Consider the following 20,529-nt stretch of genomic DNA (forward strand, 5'->3'; position numbering starts at 1 on the left):
TTCATATGTCAATATTCCCCTAATTTTCAATATTTACTTGTTGACTTTGAAGACCTTTTATTAATAATTCTGCAACTTCTTTCCGAGTGAATGCGATTGGGGCAATTCTCCATTACGTAACTGTGTTCTAACTTTTGTACCTGAAAAGGTAACATGATGTTCTTCATCAGGTGTGCATGTTTTAGTTGTAGCCATTGCATCACATTTTTTACAATAAAAGCTGTGTTCAAAAAATAGTAATGTGATTCCAATTTTTTCATCTGTAAAATTGCTAAATATTTTTTTGGAGTCATATGTTTCATAATAATTATCAAGTAATACTTTCTACCTTTCCATCCGAATTTCTGCTGAAATATCATCATCCTTGGTTTCCCTAACAAGTGGAATTAAAAATAGTCCATCTGCAATCTCTAAAGCAGACTTTCGGATGTACTCATGAGCACGATGAATCGGATTTCGTGTTTGAAAACCTACAACTGTGTTCCGTACGGTTTACTTTGTTTCACGTTCTCTTCATAGCTAAGTTGTTTAATTAAATTAGATTTCACAAATTCATAAAGTTCAATATCCAATTGATTATTTTTCTCTATTTTCTTAATAATGTTATCAGGAATGTCCTGTAACTTAGGACGTGATTTAGTAATGTTTTTTTTCTCATATTCGATGTTACTCCAACCAAACTTTTCTGCCAATAAAGATAAAGATTCGTTAAACATTTCCGTTATCCCTACCATCCCAAAGTCATTCAGCCTCTCTTTAGCCTTTTCTATACTCACTTCAGAATGTAAATGTGTACCACAAATTTGAAGAGTTTGTCCGTTATTAGCTTGAGGATCCCATTCAATGTATTCTTCAAAAGACATATCTTTCATCTTTTCTTTATAATAACCTGGGTAATCTTTCAAAAAGTAATATAACGAAACCACACGTTCAATAGGCTCACGTATCATTGTAAAGTAGATAAAAGGTTTAGAAGTAAATTCATGTACTCCATAGAAATGGTGTCCTGATATTGCCTTTATCGCTTCTTTTTCCTTTTGCTTCAATTGATTAAAGTCTTCCTTCATCCTTTCTATGGGTATATGATCATAAATCTCATTTTGTCTATACGACTTGGTGAAAATCTCATTCAAAGTGGTTCCGCCTGTTTTAGGAATATGCATAAAAATAATAAGTTTATCTTTCATGTTTCAAGTCCCCCTAAATCTTAGTGTTTCTATATCTTATTCTTGTAGTTAGTGAATGTTTCAGGTGTCTGTATTTAAACTTAAACACAAGGCAGAACGGATAATAACTAACTGAATCTAGGATTAAACTTGGCAGAAATCACTTCAATACACAATTAAGTTGTCCAAGCATATATCGTAAATAGAGCATTCTATATAGTAACCCTTCAAAAGAAAGGAGTGATTACTATGAACTTACAAGATATAAAAGGATCTTATGACTTAATAGTTAGTTTAGGTAGTGCCTGTAACCCCACACTTCAGTTAAAACGACTCAATTTAAGGAACTTTACTTCAAGCCCACTCGATTGGAGTTATTCTCCTTTCCTTGTAGATGTAAATAGATTATTGAAAAATAAATTTGATGGCTTTATGGAACTAGAAAACATGCGTTTAATAGATGATAGTGGAAAGTATGCATATTTTAATGATAAACCTCTTAAACTTCCTCACCAAATTATCTATGTGCCTACAGCATCTTACGTAATACAAGATATACATTATAATATTTTTTCAGCTCATGACTTTCCTATTGTTCCAAACAAGCACTGGACTACTACTTATCCTAAATTCAAAAGGACTTTAAATTATAAAATAAATCGATTTATGAAGAGGCTCATAAATAGTAAATCGATTTTATTTATCAGGTGGGGAGCTAATTATAGTGAAACAGTGGAATTACGATTAATTCTATCCCAAATAACGAGCGCAAATTTTAAAATACTCATTATAAATCCAACAGAGGGATTAGAAGCTCCAAGTGAATTAGAGTGGGGCATAGAGAAAGTATGCACTGTAAATGCACCTATAGATCCAAATAGCATTTCAACATGGGATTATGTCCTAAATGGCGTAACGTTGAATCACTAAGTTAAGAACTCTCCCGTTGAAATATGTTAGACGCTCCCTTTTTATAAGACTAACAATGAACAAGAGTCTCTAAAGTCTTGATTAAAAATACTTTATCTCGTATAAAGCAATTTCAGAAATTAGGGGGATTAAAAATCAAAAAAGTGGGGGCGTGGTCGATTAGGTTTACTCAAACGTTTAGGTATTTTGTCCAAGCAAATATCCATAATTAAGCATTTACTATAATAGAACCGTTAAAAGTAAAGGGATGATTATATTGAATTTACAAGATATTAGAGGATCTTATGATTTAATGTTAGGGTTAGGCAGCTGGTGTGGTCCCTCCCTTAATTTAAGAAGGCATAATTGGAGAAGATTTTCATTTCCTTTAGATTGGATGATATCTAATTCAATTTCTGATGTGAGTAGATTGTTAAGAAATAGGTTTACCGGGTTTATGGAGTTTCAGAACTTACAACGAACTGACGGTTATGCTCATTTTCTTGATGATGGGGTAGCAATCTTTCCTGAAGAAGGAGGAACTGAACCAGTTAATGCTCACTTCATTCATGATACTTATTACAATATCATTTCTGTCCATGATTTCCCTATCATTCCAAACGTAGATTGGACTGTAATGTATCCTTCCTATAAAGAAAAACTCAATCTGCGAATAGCTAGATTTTTAGAAAAAGTCGAAAATAGTCCTTCCATTTTATTTATTAGATGGGGAGAAGCTAGTCCGGAAGAAGCTATAGAATTAAAATCTGTATTGTCAGGGCTGACAAAAGGGGCGTTTAATATATTACTTCTTCAACCGGCAGAAGGACTTAAAAACGTTATTGATATGCATTGGACAATTGACGGAGTCTGTTCTGTTCAAGTACCTATGGATGAACCAAATAATGAATTAGTATGGGATTATGTTTTAAATGGGATAAGTTTAAGTAATTATTGGGGTTAACTTTTAAGATAGAGAATCTCTTTTTTGACCCCAATGATAATAAAGCTAAAAAGAAAGGGTCATTATAAAGAAAGGCAATAGAACTTTCTGAAAAGCTTCTGTTGTCTTTCTTTATAATGATTAAATGTGACTAAATATACTTATTAAATTTATTCACAAGTTCCATAGGTAAACCTACGGAATGATTCTTCCAAAATTTAACTAAATGATAATAATGTTTAAGAAAAGTCATATATCTATATCGTCTTCTTCCCACTCCAATTATAAAGCTTTATAAGTTGGGTGGGAAAGTTTTTATTGGGAAGATTAATAGATTAGCCTATAGCAAGAAACAATGGTGAGCATATTTTAATAAATAAGGGGGCGAATACGAAATAGAGCAGGTATTTATGCTCGAATAACATGAATAGGGTGTGTATACAATGAAAGTTATGACTATTTTGGGTACAAGACCCGAAATTATACGTTTAAGCCTCATTATCAGAAAACTGGATGATTACGCTACAGAACACATTTTAGTGCATACAGGGCAAAATTTTACCGCTTCATTAAGCGAAGTATTTTTTCAAGAATTAAATGTTCGCCAGCCAGATTATATATTGGCTAACCAACAACTTACCCTAGGGGAACAGTTATCAAAAATGTACAAAGAGCTAGAAGGTATATTTTTAAAAGAAAAACCGGACAAAATTTTAGTATTAGGTGATACTAATAGTGGTCTAAGTGCGATTTTAGCTGAAAGAATGAGTATACCAGTTATTCATATGGAAGCTGGAAATCGTTGCTTTGACTTAGAAGTACCTGAAGAAAAGAATCGACGAATTATTGATTCCATTTCAAGTTTCAACCTTCCTTATACTCCCCAAAGTAAAGAAAACTTACTTAGAGAAGGTATCCCCTCCAATCGAATTATTGTTTCTGGAAACCCAATTAATGAAGTTTTAACGTATTACGAATCTAGAATAGAAGATAGTAAGATTCTTAACAAATTGTCCTTAAAAGAAGGAGACTACTTTTTAGTTACAGCCCACCGTGCTGAAAATGTTGATCATGAGGATCGTTTACTAGAAATTATTAAAGGGATTAATATGGTGGCCGAATATTATCAAAAAAGAGTCATATGTAGCATACATCCTCGTACGAAGTCTCGAATAGAACATAGTTCACTTGTTAACATTCATTCATTAGTAGAATTCCATAATCCATTTGGCTTTTTTGATTTTGTAAAACTTGAAAAGAACGCTTACTGTGTCTTAACAGATAGCGGTACAGTACAAGAAGAATGCTGTTTATTTCACGTTCCTACTGTAACCATTCGTAAAACAACCGAAAGACCAGAAACAATTGAATGTGGAAGTAACATGCTTTCAGGAATAAGTGCTAATCAAATTTTAAACTGTGTTCATGTAATGGTTAATCAATTAAAAAACTGGTCCTATCCCGAAGGATACGGTCATCTAAACGTTTCAGATAAAGTGATTAAAGTAGTATTAGGAGGAATAAAAGGTGTTTGATAATAAAACTATTTTAGTGACAGGCGGTACAGGTTCATGGGGGTATGAATTAGTTAAACAGCTATTAACACATAACCCTAAAGAAATCCGTGTTTTTTCAAGAAATGAGTCCAACCAATTCACGATGAAGCAAGAGTTTGACAACCATCCTAAATTGAGCTTCATAATTGGTGATATTAAAGAAAGAGAAGCATTAATGGAATCCTGTCAAGATGTGAATTATGTTTTTCACCTAGCTGCTTTAAAGCATGTTCCAGTATGTGAAGATCAGCCAATTGAGGCACTGAAAACAAATGTACATGGAACACAAAATGTAATAGACGCAGCTATAAGTTGCAATGTAGATAGAGTTGTCTATATTTCTACTGATAAAGCCTCAAACCCCGCCAACTTCTATGGTTTATCAAAGGCGATGGGAGAAAGACTAATTATTCACGCTAACACATTAAATACTAAAACTAAATTTGTTTGTATACGTGGTGGTAATGTGTTAGGCACAAATGGAAGTGTTATTCATGTATTCAAAAAGCAAATTCAGGAGAAGGGGAAAATCGGCATTACGCATCCAAATATGACCCGCTTCTTTCTAACTTTGGAAGATGCAATAAAACTTGTTTTTAAGGCAACATTTGAAAGTCTGGGCGGAGAAATTTTTGTTATGAAAATGCCTACTTGCAAAATTATTGACCTAGCTAATGTATTGATAGAGGCTTCTGGAAAAGAAACGATTGAAATTGAAACATTAGGTATACGACCTGGAGAGAAAATACATGAATTACTTTTATCTGAATATGAGAGCACGACCACTGTCACCTATGATGATGAATATTTCGTTATTTTACCTCCAATTCATATTGAAGGCTTAAAAGAATATTACGCACCATACACCCTTGTAAACCTAGAAAAATATGATTCAAGTAAAGAAACGATTAGCAAAGAGGCAATTAGAGAAATGTTGCTGAAAGGCGGTTTTATTTAAATGAAATTACTGATTCTTGGTGGAAAAGGAATGGCAGGGCATGTAATCACAAGGTATTTCATGCTAAATTCAAATTATGATGTATCCTATACATCAAGGGATCCTAAGGATAAAAATGGCATTTATTTGGATATAACAAATTTTAAAAAGCTCGAGGAAATCATTGACTCTATAAAGCCTGATATTATTATTAATTGTATTGGAGTCTTAAATGAACACGCAAGTAATAATCCTATGCGTGCTTTTCAAATAAATAGCTTACTACCACATCAATTAGCTAAATTAATCGAACGTTATCAAGGTAAGTTAATTCACATTAGTACGGATTGCGTCTTTTTAGGGTCAAAAGGGGATTACACAGAAAACGATTCTCCAGATGGCACATCGGTATATGCTCAATCTAAACAACTTGGTGAAATTGTTGATAATAAGCACCTAACAATCCGTACATCAATAATAGGTCCTGAACTGAAAGAAGATGGAATTGGCTTATTTCTATGGTTTATGAAACAGCAGGGAATAATAAAAGGTTATAAAAAAGTATTTTGGAACGGAGTAACAACCTTAGAGTTAGCTAAAGCCATTGAATTCCTCATAGAAAATAATGTTACGGGATTATATCATTTGCATTCAAAACAAAAGTTATCAAAATTAACATTGTTAGAATTATTTAAAGAAGTTTTTGAGAAAGATGATATCGAAATAATTCCTGATGAGGAAGTAGTATTAGATCGCACTATTATTAATACTCGGACAGATTTTTGCTACACGCCCCCAGGTTACAGAGAGATGTTAAATGAATTAAAAGAATGGATGTCTAAATAATTTCTCCTGACCAATTGAATTGATAAAGGAAGCTACACTAAAAATGATATCTTTTTTTATCCCGACATATTATTTAAAGTTTTGTTATTCATATAAAACATCCATTTTTTTATAATTAAATCAAAGGATCAATAGACAGCCAATTATTTCAAAGGGAATCAAATTAGCTGTCTCTTTTTATAATGCCTTATCTTTGGTATAACCATTATAATCATAAAAGCTAACTTAGCGTAGCCAATTCAAAGGGATGGACTAGATCTTTTAACTTGTTCAGGAATTACATACACGGTTAAACCATAACGCTCTTTTATTTCAGTTGCAATTTGATCTGCTGTTACTTTATCGTTAAATGCTCCTGTTATTACGCGGTAACGTTGTTTTTGAGTGAAGTTAATATCATTGCTATTATGGGCCTCTTGAAAGTGATTGTTATCCATAATACACCCCTCCTTATTTGCTTTCTATGTTATAACTAAAAATAAGTTAATTTAAATATTTAGTTACAAACAGATTTATCAGTTGCTCTTTACCTTAGTAAGGGCACCCCTAAAAAGCACCCCAATATCCTTAGAAGAGATGCCTTAAATGAAATTAAATAAAGATTCGTTTCAACATGTCCAATAATCTTCATGTTAATTATATTTATAGAAAACAATTTATAGGATATAACTGACTTAGAGCAAAATAAAGGACAAAATAAAGAATAAATTCTATGTATTTACACTAATACTTCAGCACATACCCACCCTTTAAATTTAATAATTGCTCTTACTAACAGCAAAACTTCATAATTATATAAAAATACCCCCTTTATAATTAGGTAAGAGAAGGCTCCCTCATATAATTATAAAAGGGTAATATCAGCTAGTATCATTTTCCAATAATGAATGTTTGCATTCCATTTATCATGATTGGGCAGTTCAATAGCACAGACTCTTTGCAGAGACCAGCTTTTTTCAACTAAATGGTCTACATCCGTATGATTAATAACAAGAATTCTAAAATCATTGGCAATCATTCCAGATAAGATAGCTTCAAGCTCAGCAACTTCTTCAAAACTTGCTTCAGTTCTTATAAACAGAATCCGTTGACTTGTAGACAACTTCTCTAAAAAACGCTGAATTCTTCTATCATATTTTTCTTTGACCTCAGCATAGCCACCTAAATGGGTAAGTGTATTTTTATCTGTTTTAAAATCATGATTAAATCCTATATTGTAAACTTCATCCCACACTAATAAGTCCCATTGTGATATATATTTTATAATTCTAAGGTTCTTTAGATTTAAAAAATCAGCAAACCGATTCTGTAAGAGAATATTAACATTCTTTAAAGAAGGAGACGAGACCCAATCTAAGATTCCAGAAAATGTTCTTAAGTTGTTTTCTTTAAGTTGAAGCGAAGTCAAACACAAATCCCCTAAACTGAAAATGGCGTCATAGTGCCCTTTTATACCTTCTAAATTCATACTATTTTCCCCTTAAAATAAAATTTGTACAAGTTTATATATTATATTAAATGCACAAATCTAAAAAAAGGAAGGGCTAGTAACTACTAATCTAATAAAATAAGCATTCACACAAAGGAATATGTGTGGGTCATGGCGAGGCTTTAAATCAAGTGAATAAATCGATTAACTATTAAACACTCATATCTATAAATATTATTTATTATTTTTTAGAAATGTGTATGTTTCTGTTAAGCCATTAAAGATAGAAACTTGAGAATTCCACTCTAATAGCTTATGCGCTTTTTCACTATCGAGACAGCTATGTTTAATATCTCCAGGGCGTCCTTCCGTATGGTTTATATTAATTTTAGAACCATGAATTTTCTCAAGCTCCTTTAATAAACGATTCACAGAAGTTCTCTGTGTAGTACTGGCATGAATGATCTCCTGATGGCCTTTGTCAATAGCAGCTATATTTGCCTGAACAATATCTTTTACGTAAATAAAATCACGTGTTTGTTCGCCGTCACCATGAATATTTAGCATAGTTCCTTTATCTAGTCTATCTAAAAATACTGCAACTACCCCTCCTTCACCCTTTGGGGTCTGCCTAGGTCCGTATACATTTCCATAACGAAGGATTGTATAAGATAGTCCATATAAACGGGAAAATAGACGTATATATGACTCAGCTGTCAGCTTAGATAAACCATAGTAAGAAATGGGTACTGTAGGGTCCATCTCGGTAATTAAATCTTTTTGTAACTCTCCATAAACAGCTGAAGTGGATGCAAATATAATTTTATCCACGGAAGCATCTCGACAAGCCTCAAGTATATTAATAGTCCCCTTTATATTTACATCAGCATCATGCTGGGGATCATTGATGGATCTTGAAACATCCGCTTGAGCAGCCAGATGAAATACTATATTGGGCTTTTCTTGGAGAATAATTTGTTTAGCCTGTTTACTACATATATCTTCAACATGAAGAGTAGCAAGAGGATGTATATTCTCTTGCTTTCCTGAGATCATGCTATCAATTATATGAACTTCAAATCCTTTTATAATAAGTTCTTCTACAAGATGGGAACCAATAAAACCTGCCCCTCCAGTTACTATAGCCTTCATATACTATTCTCTCCCTCTTTAAGTTTCAATAGTATATGCCATCAAAAAGATCACTGTGTAAGCTCCCTACCCAATACTTCATTAAAAAGAAGAATTAATTTACCTTTGCCATACTACTAAAAGCTATAAGTTTACTTCCGATGTGAGAGAACCTTTTCGTAAACGTTTAATACCTTATCAACTGCTTTTTTTTGCGACCAATGATTTAAGGCCCATTCTTGGGCTTTAGTCCCTAAGCTCTCCCTGTATTCTGGATTTATTAATAAGTTATAAATATTTTCACATAATGAGTTTGGGTCTCCTGCAGGCGAAATTATTCCTGTTGAACCGTGTTGAACCATTTCCGGTAGTCCCCCTGCATCACTTACTATTACGGGTTTTCCAGCAAGTTGCGCTTCAATTACAGATAGGGGTTGATTTTCTATAAGGCTGGGAAGTACAAAGATATTAGCAAGAGATAGTAAGGAAGGGACATCATTTCTGTTGCCTAAAAAGACAACTCTTCTTCCTAATCCTAATGCCCTGCTCTGAGCCTTTAGCTCAGCTTTTTTATCCCCATCCCCGACTATCCAACATACCCATCCTTTTTTTAACTTTTTTAGTTCACTGAGAGCAGATAATAAATGATGAACTCCCTTAAGCTCAACCAACCTTCCCGTATAAATAATTACTTGGTGACCAACGCGTGAACGAAGAGTTGATGGGGTCTGCATCCGCTGAAGAAAAGAATTAATATCATATCCATAATGAAATACTGTAAGTTTTTCCTCTTGAACCTGAAATTCCTTTATTAAAATATTCTTAAGCCAGTTATTTGCGACCACTGTACAGTCAGCGGACATAGCACCTGTATGTTCAAGCTCATTAAAATACTTACAAGCTATATCAGCAGTAGAGGATTTCAAAGTATTTTTAACGTAGTGATTTAACTCGTGAGCCACACAACCATGTATAGTCGCTACTAAAGCTGTCTTTTCAGGTTTTAGTGGACTAATACAGGCAGTTGATACTACATCTTGTGTATGAATTATATCGTATTGATCTATACCTAGATAAGTAACTCCTTCTATATAACCAAGACGCTGCTTTTCATAAAATTTAACTACTTCGTCTTTATATAGAAGGGGGTGATTTTCTTCTTTTTGAGCTAACTTTGCGACCAATGAGAATTCATCTTTAATGAATTCTTGGTTTTTATTAACAATATGAACTGATTTATTCCCTGCACCATGACCAAGTAAGTCTACTTCATGTCCTAATGCTTCAAGTTCTTCTTTTAACTGTTGCATATAATTCCAAACTCCACCTACATGAGGGACTTCCCAAAATGTAGCAAGTAATATTTTCATAAATTTCTCTCCTCTTTTCACAACATCAACGCTCTCAAATCCCCCTTACATATATAGGTATTCATGTAGCTAATTAATGTTATAAACTACCACTTTTATTTTAAAAACAACATTTTGAAACAGTAGCATAAAGGCTCTAAATGAAAGATTTATTTTTTTTAGCATACATCTAATAATAAGCTTAGTTTAATGGGGAATTTTAAATACATTAGGTGGGATGTGAAACTGATGAACACAAAAGATAAATTATTAATTACCGGGGCGAGCGGCTTTACTGGATACCATGCGTGTGAGTATTTTTCAAAATTAGAATTGGATATTATAGCCATAACTAAAAAGAGAAACTTTTGTTATAAAAAAGTTAAAACAAAACAATGCGATTTATTTAATAAAGAGGAAGTAAAAAACCTTATTAAACAAATAAAACCTGATTATGTCCTCCATTTAGCAGGGCAAAATGCGGTAGGTCGTTCATGGGAAGACCCTCTTGACTCCCTAGAAGTGAATGCAATGGGTACAGCATATCTTATTGAGGCTCTCCGACAAGAAGCCCCAGCTTGTAAGACTGTTATTGTGAGTTCAGCTCTCCAATTTAATCCAACATCTATCTCCACTTTTAACCATCCCTATGGCTTGAGCAAAACAATACAATCTGTTTTTTCCCAATTTTGGGCTTTTTTATATAACATGCATATTGTCATTGCTAAACCATCAAACTTAATAGGACCGGGATTCTCTACAGGAGTCTGTTCAATTTTCGCTCAAAGGATTGTAAACATGGAAAGAGAAAAAGAAGAAAAATTCTTAAACGTTAGTAATTTAAATAATCGCCTTGATTTTTTAGATGTACGAGATGCGGTGAGAGCTTATGATTTTCTTCTCACAAAGGGAAATTCTGGTGACATATATGACGTTTCTTCTGGTAAGAGCCGTTCCCTAGAAGAGATTATAAACATATTTAGGAAAACAACGGCCATTCAATTCCAAACAAAAGTAAATGATCAGAGCCCTTTAATTAATCATGTTGATTTATATCCTTTATCTTTAATTGAATTAGGATGGCAGCCAACAATTCCTCTGGAAACTACTATAAAAGACATTGTTGATTTTTATCGTCAACAAGTAGATTAACTTAACAACTAGAAAATAAAAATTCCCTACTTTATTAATTATTCCTTTTACTTATCCTTATAAAATCTCTTGCATGGAATTAATTAAGATTTTCTTTAATTGAACGTTTTGTCTTATTTCCAGTATAGGTTGGTATATGAAAGGTATTTTTTAGAGAGGTTTCATAGCATTTAAGAAGTTTTTTGCATATTCTAATTAAGGAATCGTATAAGGGAATTCCAGAATTAATGGGTCCCTGAACATTCCAACAAGTATATAACTTATACTTTCCATTGCTTAAATTAAAGCTTTCATTTCATAAGGTTTTGGCTTAAGTATGGATATAATAAACAAGTGAGATACCCTGCCATTCGCAGTGGAACACAATTTATTTTTTGGAGGGTAAATAATGAATCCAAAAGTATCAATAATTATTCCTTTTTATAACTGTCCTTATGTAGATCAGGCGATTAAAAGTGCCTTAAATCAGACATATGAAAATATAGAGGTGGTTGTAATAGACGATGGTTCTACAAGCTATACGGAAAAAATAGATCCATTTAGAGACAAGATTATTTATACAAGGAAAGAAAACGGTGGAACTGCTACTGCACTTAACACTGGCTTATTTGTTGCTACAGGCGAGTATATTGCATGGTTAAGTTCAGATGATTATTTTGTTCCTGAGAAAATTTCTAAACAGATAGAATTCATGACTGAAAAGAAAATAGACGCTAGTTTTACAAATTTTGATTATATTGACAAAGATAATCACGTTTTAATTCCTTGGTGTACTAAACGCTTTACCAATCTTGAAGATGTATATAAAGCTTTTTTAACTTATAATGCTATTAATGGCTGTACGATCCTTATGAAAAAGAAAATATTTGATAAAATAGGGGTTTTTTCCCCAGACTTTCGTTATACACATGATTATGAGATGTGGTTCCGCATGCTTGTAAATGGCTATGAAATTCATTACTTTGATGAATGCCTTACAAAATTTCGCTCACATGAAAATTCAGGAACACGTAAATTTCAATCCGAAATGCAAGAAGAAATGAAAATTATTGAACATCATTACCGTCCCCTTTTAAAGGAATATATAAAGTCACTATAGTCAGATCCGTCGTAATCTTTGATAAGTTTATAATTCTCTATATTCACACATACCTACCTCAATCTCATCTATTAATCCCCATCCTGTCTTTTATTTTATATTTAATTAGTTACTCCACTACTTGTTCGCATTTAGAATTCCCCTCAAATGACTAAAATCCCTCCCTTTACAAGTAGTGATACTCTTTATTCTTCCTATCCTTATACCTATATATGTAATTCTTGTTACATACCTCTCTAATAGAAATACTAAAAGAATAAGCCCCTTTCATGTCAATTAAAAATTCCTGACATATTATACATTAATGAAAACCTATATAACTAAGATATATTTATTTAATTTCATATAGATGGACCTAATCGGGCGTTATTTTTGGCCTAGTTTATTAAGAAAGAAGGGAATTAATAAAAAATGAAAGACGAGACTATTTCATCATTTGATAAAAATCTTACTGATTTCTTAGATGAGATACAAACCAAACTGCATCCAGACTATAAAATTCCTGATCCTCAGATTATAAATATAATCCTTAAATACACTCAGTAAGCTTGTTTGGATTCCTACAAGGTTCTTATAAGCTTACACACTCAACACCAAAATATATGCAAAACAATTAAGGGATGATTATATAATGAAGATTTTATTGGTTTCCTACTATCCACTCCCCTATACCGGAGGAGTTTGGACATTTGTGTCATTGCTTAAAAAATCTCTTGAAGGTTTGGGACATTCTGTCGATGTACTCAGCCATACTCCTGATACAACCAAATATCGAATTATAGGGCAAGAACCAGAAATAGAAATTGATGATGTTTCTCCTTATATTAATGAAATGATCGTAACAGAGATGCCCTCATTACCTGTAAACAGTTGGATATATAATGTGGAGATATTTCGTTATAGCTTAGAGCTATCGGCAGCATATTACAATCTCCAACAATACGACATTATTCATGCGCTTGACGTAACAGCAGCGCGGGCTATGAGTAGAGTTAAACCTCCTCACCTTCCCCTTGTTACGAGTGCACTAGGTAACCTATCAAGGGATATTTTCTTTACCCTTAAGACCATGCATCGTAAAAAAACTGATCAACAACTGCAAGATACATTTGAATATCAGTATCATAAAACCCTTGAGCTCCTAGGATATCAATCTAGTAATTTAATTCATAGTCCTACGCTTTGGATGCGTAATAATATTATAGATAACTTTTCTATTTCTCCGGATAAAATAATGACTTTTTCATACGGATTAGATATTGAAAATTTTCATAAAAATTCTATGAAACATCCTATTGTTGGACCAAAAATGGGAAAGAAAATTATCCTGTTTATGGGAAGGCTCGTTTACTTAAAGGGTGTTCATCATCTACTTGATGCTCTTGCGCTTTTAAAAGAGAATAGAGAAGATTGGGAATGCTGGATACTTGGAAAAGGAGAATTACAAAAGGAGTTGGAAGAACAATGCCAAAAATTAGAGCTTAGTAATCACGTTAGATTTTTAGGAAATTCTAATGATGTGGCTCACTTTCTCAGAGAGGCAGATATTTTTGTTCATCCTAGTATACATGATACCCAACCTTATTCTGTCATGGAAGCCCAACTCACAGGTTTACCGGTTCTTGTAAGTAATACAGCAGGTTTACCTGAAATGGTTGAAGTCGGCAGAAGCGGGTTAGTTTCCTCTGTTGGAAACATCCATGAACTATATGACCAGTTAAGATATTTACTTGAAAATGATATTCTTCGCAAGCAACTGTCTGTCTGTACTAAAGAATGGGCGAAAGAGCGGTGGTCTCTTGATACTATGGTTAATAATATTCTGTCACTGTATAAACAGGCTCGAGGCTTAGAAACAGAAAATCCATCTTAAATAAAATACCAGAGCCTTTACATGCTCTGGTATTTTATTTACTGTATTATATTCCAATGGATTTAATCATAGCAATAAAATTTGTACCGTATAATTCCGGGCTAAAGTTTATCTTTACATGTTGAAGAGCATTTGTACGTATGTATTCTCTTAATTGAGAATCCGTCATCAACTCTTTTGCTTCTTTAACAGCTTCATCAACATTACCTAACGTATAATATTTCCCTGTGTGATTATGAATGATTGAACTCCTTACACCATCAGAGTCTGTCGTTAAGACAGGACACTTACAGCTCATTGCTTCAAGAAGTGAATAAGGTGCTCCCTCCACTTTTGAAGTAGAGCATAAAAAGCCACCGGAGTCACCGATCAGTGAAAAGTAATTTGTCATTTCATTATTAGGGACATTTGCATGAAGCAGAAGTTTTGTTTCTAAATTTAATTCTTTAATTAAATTTTCAAATTCAGCTCTTTCTTTTGGTTCACTTATAGTAGGGTCTTCAAACATATGTAATTGTATGTCTGAATTATAATTATGAACTAATTCACTGCCTATTTTCAAAAATTCTCTCCAATTCTTATTATCTTCGATTCGTCCAATCCATGCAATATGTGGAGTATGACTTATAGCTACGGGTCGGTATGAAAACTGATTAGTATCAAAACAATTGTTAAAACTAAAAACAGGGAATGAAGGATAAAGTTCATCTAATAGTTGCATAATATGTGGAGTTTTAGGATTAAGAAAACCTGAAGCATATTTAGTTACAAGAGGTACAGCATTTGTAAGAGCAGCCCTTGCCGTGCTTTTCGGACCATATCCTTGTATTTCTATAATCATCTTTCCTTGGTAACCTAACGACCTAAATCTAGATAAAGCTTGGAAATCTGAAACGATCACAATGAGACTGTAATTTCCATCATCTAATATCTTTTTTATCTCGCTGTCTTCATTTGTTACAAATGTTTGAGTACCATGGTCATTTATTGTCTTTTTTCTATTTTCATAATAGAGACAGTGGGCATTAATATTATATTTCTTAAGAGCCTTACATCTTTGACGATTTAAAGTCTCTACACCGCCACTTGGGACATAGAATACAAACAATATATTCATTTCTTACCCCCATTTTATAATTAATAAAAACAAGATTTATAAAACTTCACCTTAGACTCACTAATTTTAAGAATTACCTTTTGCCCATAGTCCATATAAAGAGGCATAAATATTTCATTGGAATTATTGTCTATAAAACATCTATAATCACAACAATTTAATCAATATTTATTTCATATATAAGACACCTTACATATGTTAATAAAGATGAAATTATTTTATAGCTCATTAAATACACATGAGCAAGCAAGTATATTAGGAGTGGACTTACTACTTCCTGAAAGGAGAATTAATTATGTCAAGAGTTTCTATTATTGTACCGTTCTTTAACTGTCCATACATTCATTATGCATTAGACAGCTTACTAAACCAGACGTATAATAACATTGAAATTATAGTGGTAAATGACGGATCAACTCAATATAAAGAAAAAATTGTTCCATATTTAGATAAAATTATATATATAGAAAAAGAGAATGGTGGAACAGCAAGCGCTTTGAATATGGGTATTCAGCAGGCTACAGGAGATTATATATGCTGGCTCAGCTCAGATGATGTTTATTATCCTCAAAAGATCGCTCTACAATTAGAATTTATGCAACTTCACAATTCCTTTTTTAGCCATACAAATTACTATGCCATTAATACAAAAGGTAATCTTATAACCCCTCCTATAGGATTTCACCCTTCAAGTAAGCTTGAAATACTAAAACAAATGAGCAAGGGAAACATTATTAACGGCTGTTCTACAATGATAAATAAAAATGTTTTTACTTACGTAGGTCTTTTTGATGAAACACTCCTTTATACTCATGACTATGAATTATGGGTGCGAATCATTCAAAAATTTGAGCTTCATTATCTTTCTGAACCACTCCTATTATCTAGAATCCACGAAAATATGGGAACTAAAAAATATGCTCCCCTTATCAAAGAAGAAAATAAACTTGTCATTAATCGCCATAAGGACACAATGAATCGCCTTATTTTAGAATATAAAGCAAAAGAAAAATAATACCTGATATCCATTTGGAAGAAATTAATCTTTAAGACAAGAAACTTCTGTATTTTCCTTTTTAGATCCATTTACTGCTCTTTTCTTTTGATACTAAGATGCTACGTTAGATAACTTCGAGATTTCCTACAATATCCTTCTTTTATTGATTGCTTCATTCCCCTTATCCACCATATAAAAATCAACGAATCTCTACCTAAAATAGTTAAAACGCTGAGCACCTAAAAAATCGGATAAGCATATTATAAAACATAGATAATAATGCAAAAAAGCAATTAAGAAAGGATGATTATATTGGCACTATCACATGAAGCTAGAGCGAGATTGCTAAACCTACTCGGATCCTTACAAACTTTACCTACCGCTACTACTACTTCAACTACTGATACAACTAATCTTATTAACAACTTATTAAACACCAATACAATTTCAACTGCTCTTCCAACTGATGTTATTAATAGTGTGTTAAATACTCCTACATCAACCACTACTGTTCCTTTAAATACGACTACTAGTACTGCAGCCACAAACCTTTTAAATAATATTCTTGCCGACTTTCTAGTCCTAAGATTTCGACCTAGCTTACGTGCTCTTCGAAACGATTTGTTAAATCGGCTTAATCAAACAGTTCAATTGTCAACATCGTATGAGACACTTACAGGAACTTTAATTGCTGTTGAATCGGATTACGTTGTTCTAGTTGAAAGTGACGGATCGATGAATTTTGTAAATCTTACTACAATTGAAACAGTAGCATCACTTTAAGGAGGGAGTTATCATATGTTTAAAAGTTTTTTATCAGCAGAATTAGCAAACCATGTTGGTACATCAGTTGAAATTACTTTGTCTGATGGCTTTGTTGAAGGGATTATCACCTCAGTAACAGGCAACCTCCTAACAATTCTTCAGACTATTGGATATGGTTATGGTTCCACTACTGTTACATTAACTATCTTTATTCCAGCTATTAATTCTATTAAAATTCTCTCAGTTGTTTAATTCAGTAACTTTAAAAAATCGCTCCAACTGGAGGGATTTTTTTTGGTAATGCTTGATTCATGTTCCCTCACATTATAAACAGTAAAATCTTTATATAGTAAACGATTTTTTTTAACTAAATCATTCAATATACTGACGTCTTCATACATACGACCATCTTCAAAGTCTACAATCGGAAACCCCTTGTTCTCTTTTAAAGAGAATGTACGATAAATACGGGGACCTAGCGGAAATGTATACGAAAGCAATTCCTGTTGATTAAGGACTTGGCTTCCTTTTCTAATACCTTTGTATTTTACTTTCTCGGGACTCACCTGTTTCCAAGCTCTTAAATTACCGTAGAGAACAGCAACATCGTCCGCTAGGCTCCTTAAATAATCTCTGATAACAAAAATTGCATCAGGATCTAGCCAATCATCAGCGTCTAATTCAACTATAAAATCTGTCTCAATGTATGAGAGTAATTCATTCAAGGCCCTGGCCTTTCCACCATTCTTTTTAGTTAAAAGTTTAAATCGAGGATGGTAAATCCATTTTTCTAAAATCTTATAAGACTCATCAGTCGAGCCATCATCAACTACTAATACCTGTTCTGGTGGACTGTTTTGTAGGAAACATGAATTAATAGCAGTTCCTACATAGTTAGCCATATTATAATTTGATACCATTACTGCTACGGAGGGTTGTGCTATTTGGTTAGGCACTTTTGACTGATATTTTTCTATAAATTTTATTTTTTCAACATTACTTGTAGAAGCATCTTTAGATAACTGACTAATAACGCCCCTATTCTCTAGTGCAAGGTGATAATGATCAATCAAAAATAGCCATGAAGGTAATATGGCTTCCTTAAAAGGAACTTCGTTATCCTGAAAAAATATATTTTGTTTTAAGAAATACGTCTTTGCAAAAAAAGGCCGTTGAATTGTTATATTTTTGATTGTGCTTTGATAAGTCATCACTTGTTTTTCATTGTTTAACTCTAATTGTATCTCTGTTATGTTTGAATTTAAATAATCCTGGTCGTAGAGAAATAAAACATATTCACAAGATAGCTCTTTAATATAATTATTTAATACCTTTCCCAAATTATTGTTGTCTAGTTTCACATATTCGGTTTTCGCTTGCGTCGCAAAAGAATCAGCTACCTTTAACAAAAATTCAGGTATATCTATAACCATGACCCCTTTTACTCGATTGATAATAAGATTTAAAGATGTTAAGGCTTGCTTCAGTGCGCTTGAATTAGAGTAACTCAGTAAAATGACTTGAATATCTTTCATGATATAAATTAACCTCCATTATACAAGGTACTGATTATAAATATTCCAATAATGGAGTTATTGATACTTTTATAAGCTTATTATCACTAATAAGGTGGCACTCTAATTTAATTTCTGTTTAGAAAATACCTTAGCTTATGAAGTTCCCTTATAATATTTGCAGCTCAACTTAAAGGCAATTATTTATAGAGTTACTCATACGTACTTTAACTTCTTCATGGTATTAAATAACGTATGTAGATTTTATTCTAAAGAAGGATAACTAATTAAATTCTATTCCGTTAGTTAAGATTTGAACTTGAACTCGTCCTTAAACTAATTAGTTTGTCCAAGCATGGGACCGTCAATAATTTTGTGTAAATACGAATTTCCTTTTCTTATAGACGTTACTCACTAGTTTGTTTTAAACATCATTTGTAGCTCTGCGCGAGCTTGATCAAAACCAATGTGACATCTTGTGGCAAAGCGCTGATTATACTGGTCAAATTGAGAAACGAGGAAGCGTTCAAGTGACTCTTCGTTTGGGAATTGTTCCTTACGCTTACTATATTTCTTGATTTGTTTATTAAAAGATTCAATGAGATTGGTCGAATAAATACTGCGCCAAATAGACTTAGGAAAGCGATAAAACGTGAACAAATAAGGGTTATTGAGCAATGGTTTTGTCACTTTTGGATACTTAGATTTCCACTTTTCAATAAACGAATGCAGGGCCTGTTGGCCCATTTTAAGGCTTTCTGCACGGTACACAGATTTAAAGTCTTCACAGATTTCAGCTCGATCGGATACACGAACTTTATGAGCAATCGTCCGTGAAAGATGGACGCAGCATGTTTGATAAGAAGAAGCTGGATAGATAGAAAAAACACTGTCTGAGATTCCTTTTAACCCGTCGGAAATAAACAACAGAATCTCCTCTACGCCACGAGATTTGATGTCTTCTAAAAGTTCTTTCCAGACAAAGGCGGATTCGTTAGGAGCGATTGTATAGCCAAGCACTTCTTTTGAACCGTCTTCGCGAATGCCAACGGCAATATAGACAGCTTCTTTAGACACTGTATCCCGTTTTAAAGCAATATATGTAGCGTCTAAATAAACGCACGCATAGCGTGCACACAACGTTCGATCTCGGAATGCTTCTACCTGTTCAGACATCACCTTTGTCATATTTGAAATGGTTTGAGGTGTGTAATGGTGACCATACATGCGCTCCATCAAATGGGCAATTTCAGCAGTCGTTACGCCCTTTTGGAACATATGAATAACAAACGCTTCAAGCGTATCATTGGCTCTTTTATAAGGAGCCACCGTCTGTTGCTTAAAGTCGCTATTCCGATCACGAGGAATAACGAGATGAAGTTCTCCAAACTCTGTGTGCAGTGTGCGTTCGTACGAACCATTTCGTGAATTCCCGGTATTAAATCCAATACGGTCATATTTTTCGTAGTCCAAAAAAGCTGTCAATTCGCTCGCTAAGAGCGTATTAACCGCATTTTCTAAGTGAGAACGGAAAATTTCCGTCACATCTTCTTTTTGGACTAGAGCTTGAACAAGATCTGTTGTAAACTGATTCATAGGAAGACCTTCTTTCTTTGAATTGGTTGTGGTGACTTAATTCTACAAGAAAAGGTCTTCCTTTTTGTATTTATTCATTTACACAAGATATTTTACGCTCTCCCAAGCATCAAAACTTACTTATCATATAATAATAAATAATATAGAAAG

19 protein-coding genes and 1 pseudogene are annotated in these 20,529 nt (G+C 33.2%); 11 read left to right on the forward strand and 9 right to left on the reverse strand.

The window, feature by feature from the left end; genetic code table 11:
* Positions 1–19: 19 nt before the first annotated feature.
* Positions 20–480, reverse strand: a pseudogene (gene sat, locus Q5794_RS28695) (sulfate adenylyltransferase); the annotation flags it as partial.
* Positions 471–1,187, reverse strand: coding sequence for a sulfotransferase family 2 domain-containing protein (locus Q5794_RS28700; protein WP_374989437.1), 717 nt, complete (start codon positions 1,185–1,187; stop codon positions 471–473). The gene Q5794_RS28700 and the pseudogene sat, both read right to left, overlap by 10 nt.
* 228 nt (positions 1,188–1,415) lie before the next feature.
* Here Q5794_RS28700 and Q5794_RS28705 point away from each other — a divergent pair, with 228 nt between their 5' ends.
* The 5 genes from Q5794_RS28705 (at position 1,416) to Q5794_RS28725 (ending at position 6,357) form a co-directional block, all read left to right on the forward strand.
* Complete coding sequence (locus tag Q5794_RS28705) at positions 1,416–2,096, forward strand: DUF1796 family putative cysteine peptidase (RefSeq protein WP_374989438.1); 681 nt, start codon at positions 1,416–1,418, stop codon at positions 2,094–2,096.
* A 256-nt stretch (positions 2,097–2,352) separates the two neighbouring features.
* The gene (locus tag Q5794_RS28710) at positions 2,353–3,039 is read left to right on the forward strand and encodes a DUF1796 family putative cysteine peptidase (RefSeq protein ID WP_374989439.1); all 687 of its coding nucleotides are present in this window, start codon (positions 2,353–2,355) and stop codon (positions 3,037–3,039) included.
* 422 nt (positions 3,040–3,461) lie between these two features.
* Positions 3,462–4,553, forward strand: a complete 1,092-nt coding sequence (gene wecB / locus Q5794_RS28715; protein WP_268578189.1) for a non-hydrolyzing UDP-N-acetylglucosamine 2-epimerase — start codon at positions 3,462–3,464, stop codon at positions 4,551–4,553.
* Entirely contained in the window at positions 4,546–5,532 is a 987-nt protein-coding gene (locus Q5794_RS28720) for a polysaccharide biosynthesis protein (RefSeq protein ID WP_207372624.1), read from the forward strand. Before wecB ends, Q5794_RS28720 begins: the two co-directional genes overlap by 8 nt.
* Positions 5,533–6,357 (forward strand): dTDP-4-dehydrorhamnose reductase family protein, encoded by an 825-nt coding sequence (locus Q5794_RS28725; RefSeq protein ID WP_374989440.1) that lies wholly within the window; start codon positions 5,533–5,535, stop codon positions 6,355–6,357. It begins immediately after the preceding gene.
* Positions 6,358–6,596: 239 nt separating this feature from the next.
* On the opposite strand, the gene Q5794_RS28730 is transcribed toward Q5794_RS28725, so the two are convergent.
* From Q5794_RS28730 to Q5794_RS28745, 4 genes are all read right to left on the reverse strand, one after another.
* Positions 6,597–6,794, reverse strand: coding sequence for a hypothetical protein (locus Q5794_RS28730; protein ID WP_374989441.1), 198 nt, complete (start codon positions 6,792–6,794; stop codon positions 6,597–6,599).
* A 407-nt stretch (positions 6,795–7,201) separates the two neighbouring features.
* Positions 7,202–7,825: a DUF1796 family putative cysteine peptidase gene (locus Q5794_RS28735; protein WP_374989442.1), complete on the reverse strand. Its 624-nt coding sequence runs from the start codon at positions 7,823–7,825 to the stop codon at positions 7,202–7,204.
* A 195-nt stretch (positions 7,826–8,020) separates the two neighbouring features.
* Entirely contained in the window at positions 8,021–8,938 is a 918-nt protein-coding gene (locus Q5794_RS28740; RefSeq protein WP_374989443.1) for an NAD-dependent epimerase/dehydratase family protein, read from the reverse strand.
* Positions 8,939–9,069: 131 nt separating this feature from the next.
* Positions 9,070–10,287: a glycosyltransferase family 4 protein gene (locus tag Q5794_RS28745; RefSeq protein ID WP_374989444.1), complete on the reverse strand. Its 1,218-nt coding sequence runs from the start codon at positions 10,285–10,287 to the stop codon at positions 9,070–9,072.
* Positions 10,288–10,515: 228 nt separating this feature from the next.
* On the opposite strand from Q5794_RS28745, the gene Q5794_RS28750 reads away from it, so the two are divergent.
* From Q5794_RS28750 to Q5794_RS28760, 3 genes are all read left to right on the forward strand, one after another.
* Complete coding sequence (locus Q5794_RS28750) at positions 10,516–11,418, forward strand: NAD-dependent epimerase/dehydratase family protein (protein WP_374989445.1); 903 nt, start codon at positions 10,516–10,518, stop codon at positions 11,416–11,418.
* Positions 11,419–11,806: 388 nt separating this feature from the next.
* Complete coding sequence (locus tag Q5794_RS28755) at positions 11,807–12,517, forward strand: glycosyltransferase (protein WP_374989446.1); 711 nt, start codon at positions 11,807–11,809, stop codon at positions 12,515–12,517.
* A gap of 631 nt (positions 12,518–13,148) precedes the next feature.
* On the forward strand, positions 13,149–14,390 hold the full coding sequence (locus tag Q5794_RS28760) for a glycosyltransferase family 4 protein (RefSeq protein ID WP_374989447.1): 1,242 nt from the start codon (positions 13,149–13,151) through the stop codon (positions 14,388–14,390).
* A 46-nt stretch (positions 14,391–14,436) separates the two neighbouring features.
* On the opposite strand, the gene Q5794_RS28765 is transcribed toward Q5794_RS28760, so the two are convergent.
* Complete coding sequence (locus Q5794_RS28765) at positions 14,437–15,507, reverse strand: glycosyltransferase family 4 protein (protein WP_374989448.1); 1,071 nt, start codon at positions 15,505–15,507, stop codon at positions 14,437–14,439.
* A 295-nt stretch (positions 15,508–15,802) separates the two neighbouring features.
* On the opposite strand from Q5794_RS28765, the gene Q5794_RS28770 reads away from it, so the two are divergent.
* The 3 genes from Q5794_RS28770 to Q5794_RS28780 all read left to right on the forward strand — a co-directional run bounded on the left by Q5794_RS28770 (position 15,803) and on the right by Q5794_RS28780 (position 17,521).
* Positions 15,803–16,522, forward strand: a complete 720-nt coding sequence (locus tag Q5794_RS28770; protein ID WP_374989449.1) for a glycosyltransferase family A protein — start codon at positions 15,803–15,805, stop codon at positions 16,520–16,522.
* A 285-nt stretch (positions 16,523–16,807) separates the two neighbouring features.
* Entirely contained in the window at positions 16,808–17,287 is a 480-nt protein-coding gene (locus tag Q5794_RS28775; RefSeq protein WP_374989450.1) for a DUF2642 domain-containing protein, read from the forward strand.
* Between the two features lie 15 nt (positions 17,288–17,302).
* Positions 17,303–17,521 (forward strand): hypothetical protein, encoded by a 219-nt coding sequence (locus tag Q5794_RS28780; RefSeq protein WP_214986369.1) that lies wholly within the window; start codon positions 17,303–17,305, stop codon positions 17,519–17,521.
* On the opposite strand, the gene Q5794_RS28785 is transcribed toward Q5794_RS28780, so the two are convergent.
* Complete coding sequence (locus tag Q5794_RS28785; RefSeq protein WP_374989451.1) at positions 17,518–18,804, reverse strand: glycosyltransferase family 2 protein; 1,287 nt, start codon at positions 18,802–18,804, stop codon at positions 17,518–17,520. The two genes, Q5794_RS28780 and Q5794_RS28785, sit on opposite strands and share 4 nt — an antisense overlap.
* A 393-nt stretch (positions 18,805–19,197) precedes the next feature.
* Positions 19,198–20,379 carry an IS256-like element ISBame1 family transposase gene (locus Q5794_RS28790; protein ID WP_374989452.1) on the reverse strand — a complete coding sequence of 394 codons (1,182 nt, stop codon included), beginning with the start codon at positions 20,377–20,379 and terminating at the stop codon, positions 19,198–19,200.
* Positions 20,380–20,529: the final 150 nt, after the last annotated feature.

The sequence above is a fragment of the Priestia megaterium genome, from assembly GCF_041941685.1.
Classification (GTDB): Bacteria; Bacillota; Bacilli; order Bacillales; family Bacillaceae_H; genus Priestia; species Priestia megaterium_C.

What these genes read in the sequence shown, in the direction of transcription:
- Q5794_RS28700 (WP_374989437.1), bottom strand. Translation starts at nt 1,187, where the DNA reads ATGAAAGATAAACTTATTATTTTTATGCATATTCCTAAAACAGGCGGA.
- Q5794_RS28705 (WP_374989438.1), top strand. Translation starts at nt 1,416, where the DNA reads ATGAACTTACAAGATATAAAAGGATCTTATGACTTAATAGTTAGTTTA.
- wecB (WP_268578189.1), top strand. Translation starts at nt 3,462, where the DNA reads ATGAAAGTTATGACTATTTTGGGTACAAGACCCGAAATTATACGTTTA.
- Q5794_RS28725 (WP_374989440.1), top strand. Translation starts at nt 5,533, where the DNA reads ATGAAATTACTGATTCTTGGTGGAAAAGGAATGGCAGGGCATGTAATC.
- Q5794_RS28730 (WP_374989441.1), bottom strand. Translation starts at nt 6,794, where the DNA reads ATGGATAACAATCACTTTCAAGAGGCCCATAATAGCAATGATATTAAC.
- Q5794_RS28735 (WP_374989442.1), bottom strand. Translation starts at nt 7,825, where the DNA reads ATGAATTTAGAAGGTATAAAAGGGCACTATGACGCCATTTTCAGTTTA.
- Q5794_RS28740 (WP_374989443.1), bottom strand. Translation starts at nt 8,938, where the DNA reads ATGAAGGCTATAGTAACTGGAGGGGCAGGTTTTATTGGTTCCCATCTT.
- Q5794_RS28745 (WP_374989444.1), bottom strand. Translation starts at nt 10,287, where the DNA reads ATGAAAATATTACTTGCTACATTTTGGGAAGTCCCTCATGTAGGTGGA.
- Q5794_RS28750 (WP_374989445.1), top strand. Translation starts at nt 10,516, where the DNA reads ATGAACACAAAAGATAAATTATTAATTACCGGGGCGAGCGGCTTTACT.
- Q5794_RS28755 (WP_374989446.1), top strand. Translation starts at nt 11,807, where the DNA reads ATGAATCCAAAAGTATCAATAATTATTCCTTTTTATAACTGTCCTTAT.
- Q5794_RS28760 (WP_374989447.1), top strand. Translation starts at nt 13,149, where the DNA reads ATGAAGATTTTATTGGTTTCCTACTATCCACTCCCCTATACCGGAGGA.
- Q5794_RS28765 (WP_374989448.1), bottom strand. Translation starts at nt 15,507, where the DNA reads ATGAATATATTGTTTGTATTCTATGTCCCAAGTGGCGGTGTAGAGACT.
- Q5794_RS28770 (WP_374989449.1), top strand. Translation starts at nt 15,803, where the DNA reads ATGTCAAGAGTTTCTATTATTGTACCGTTCTTTAACTGTCCATACATT.
- Q5794_RS28775 (WP_374989450.1), top strand. Translation starts at nt 16,808, where the DNA reads ATGATTATATTGGCACTATCACATGAAGCTAGAGCGAGATTGCTAAAC.
- Q5794_RS28780 (WP_214986369.1), top strand. Translation starts at nt 17,303, where the DNA reads ATGTTTAAAAGTTTTTTATCAGCAGAATTAGCAAACCATGTTGGTACA.
- Q5794_RS28785 (WP_374989451.1), bottom strand. Translation starts at nt 18,804, where the DNA reads ATGAAAGATATTCAAGTCATTTTACTGAGTTACTCTAATTCAAGCGCA.
- Q5794_RS28790 (WP_374989452.1), bottom strand. Translation starts at nt 20,379, where the DNA reads ATGAATCAGTTTACAACAGATCTTGTTCAAGCTCTAGTCCAAAAAGAA.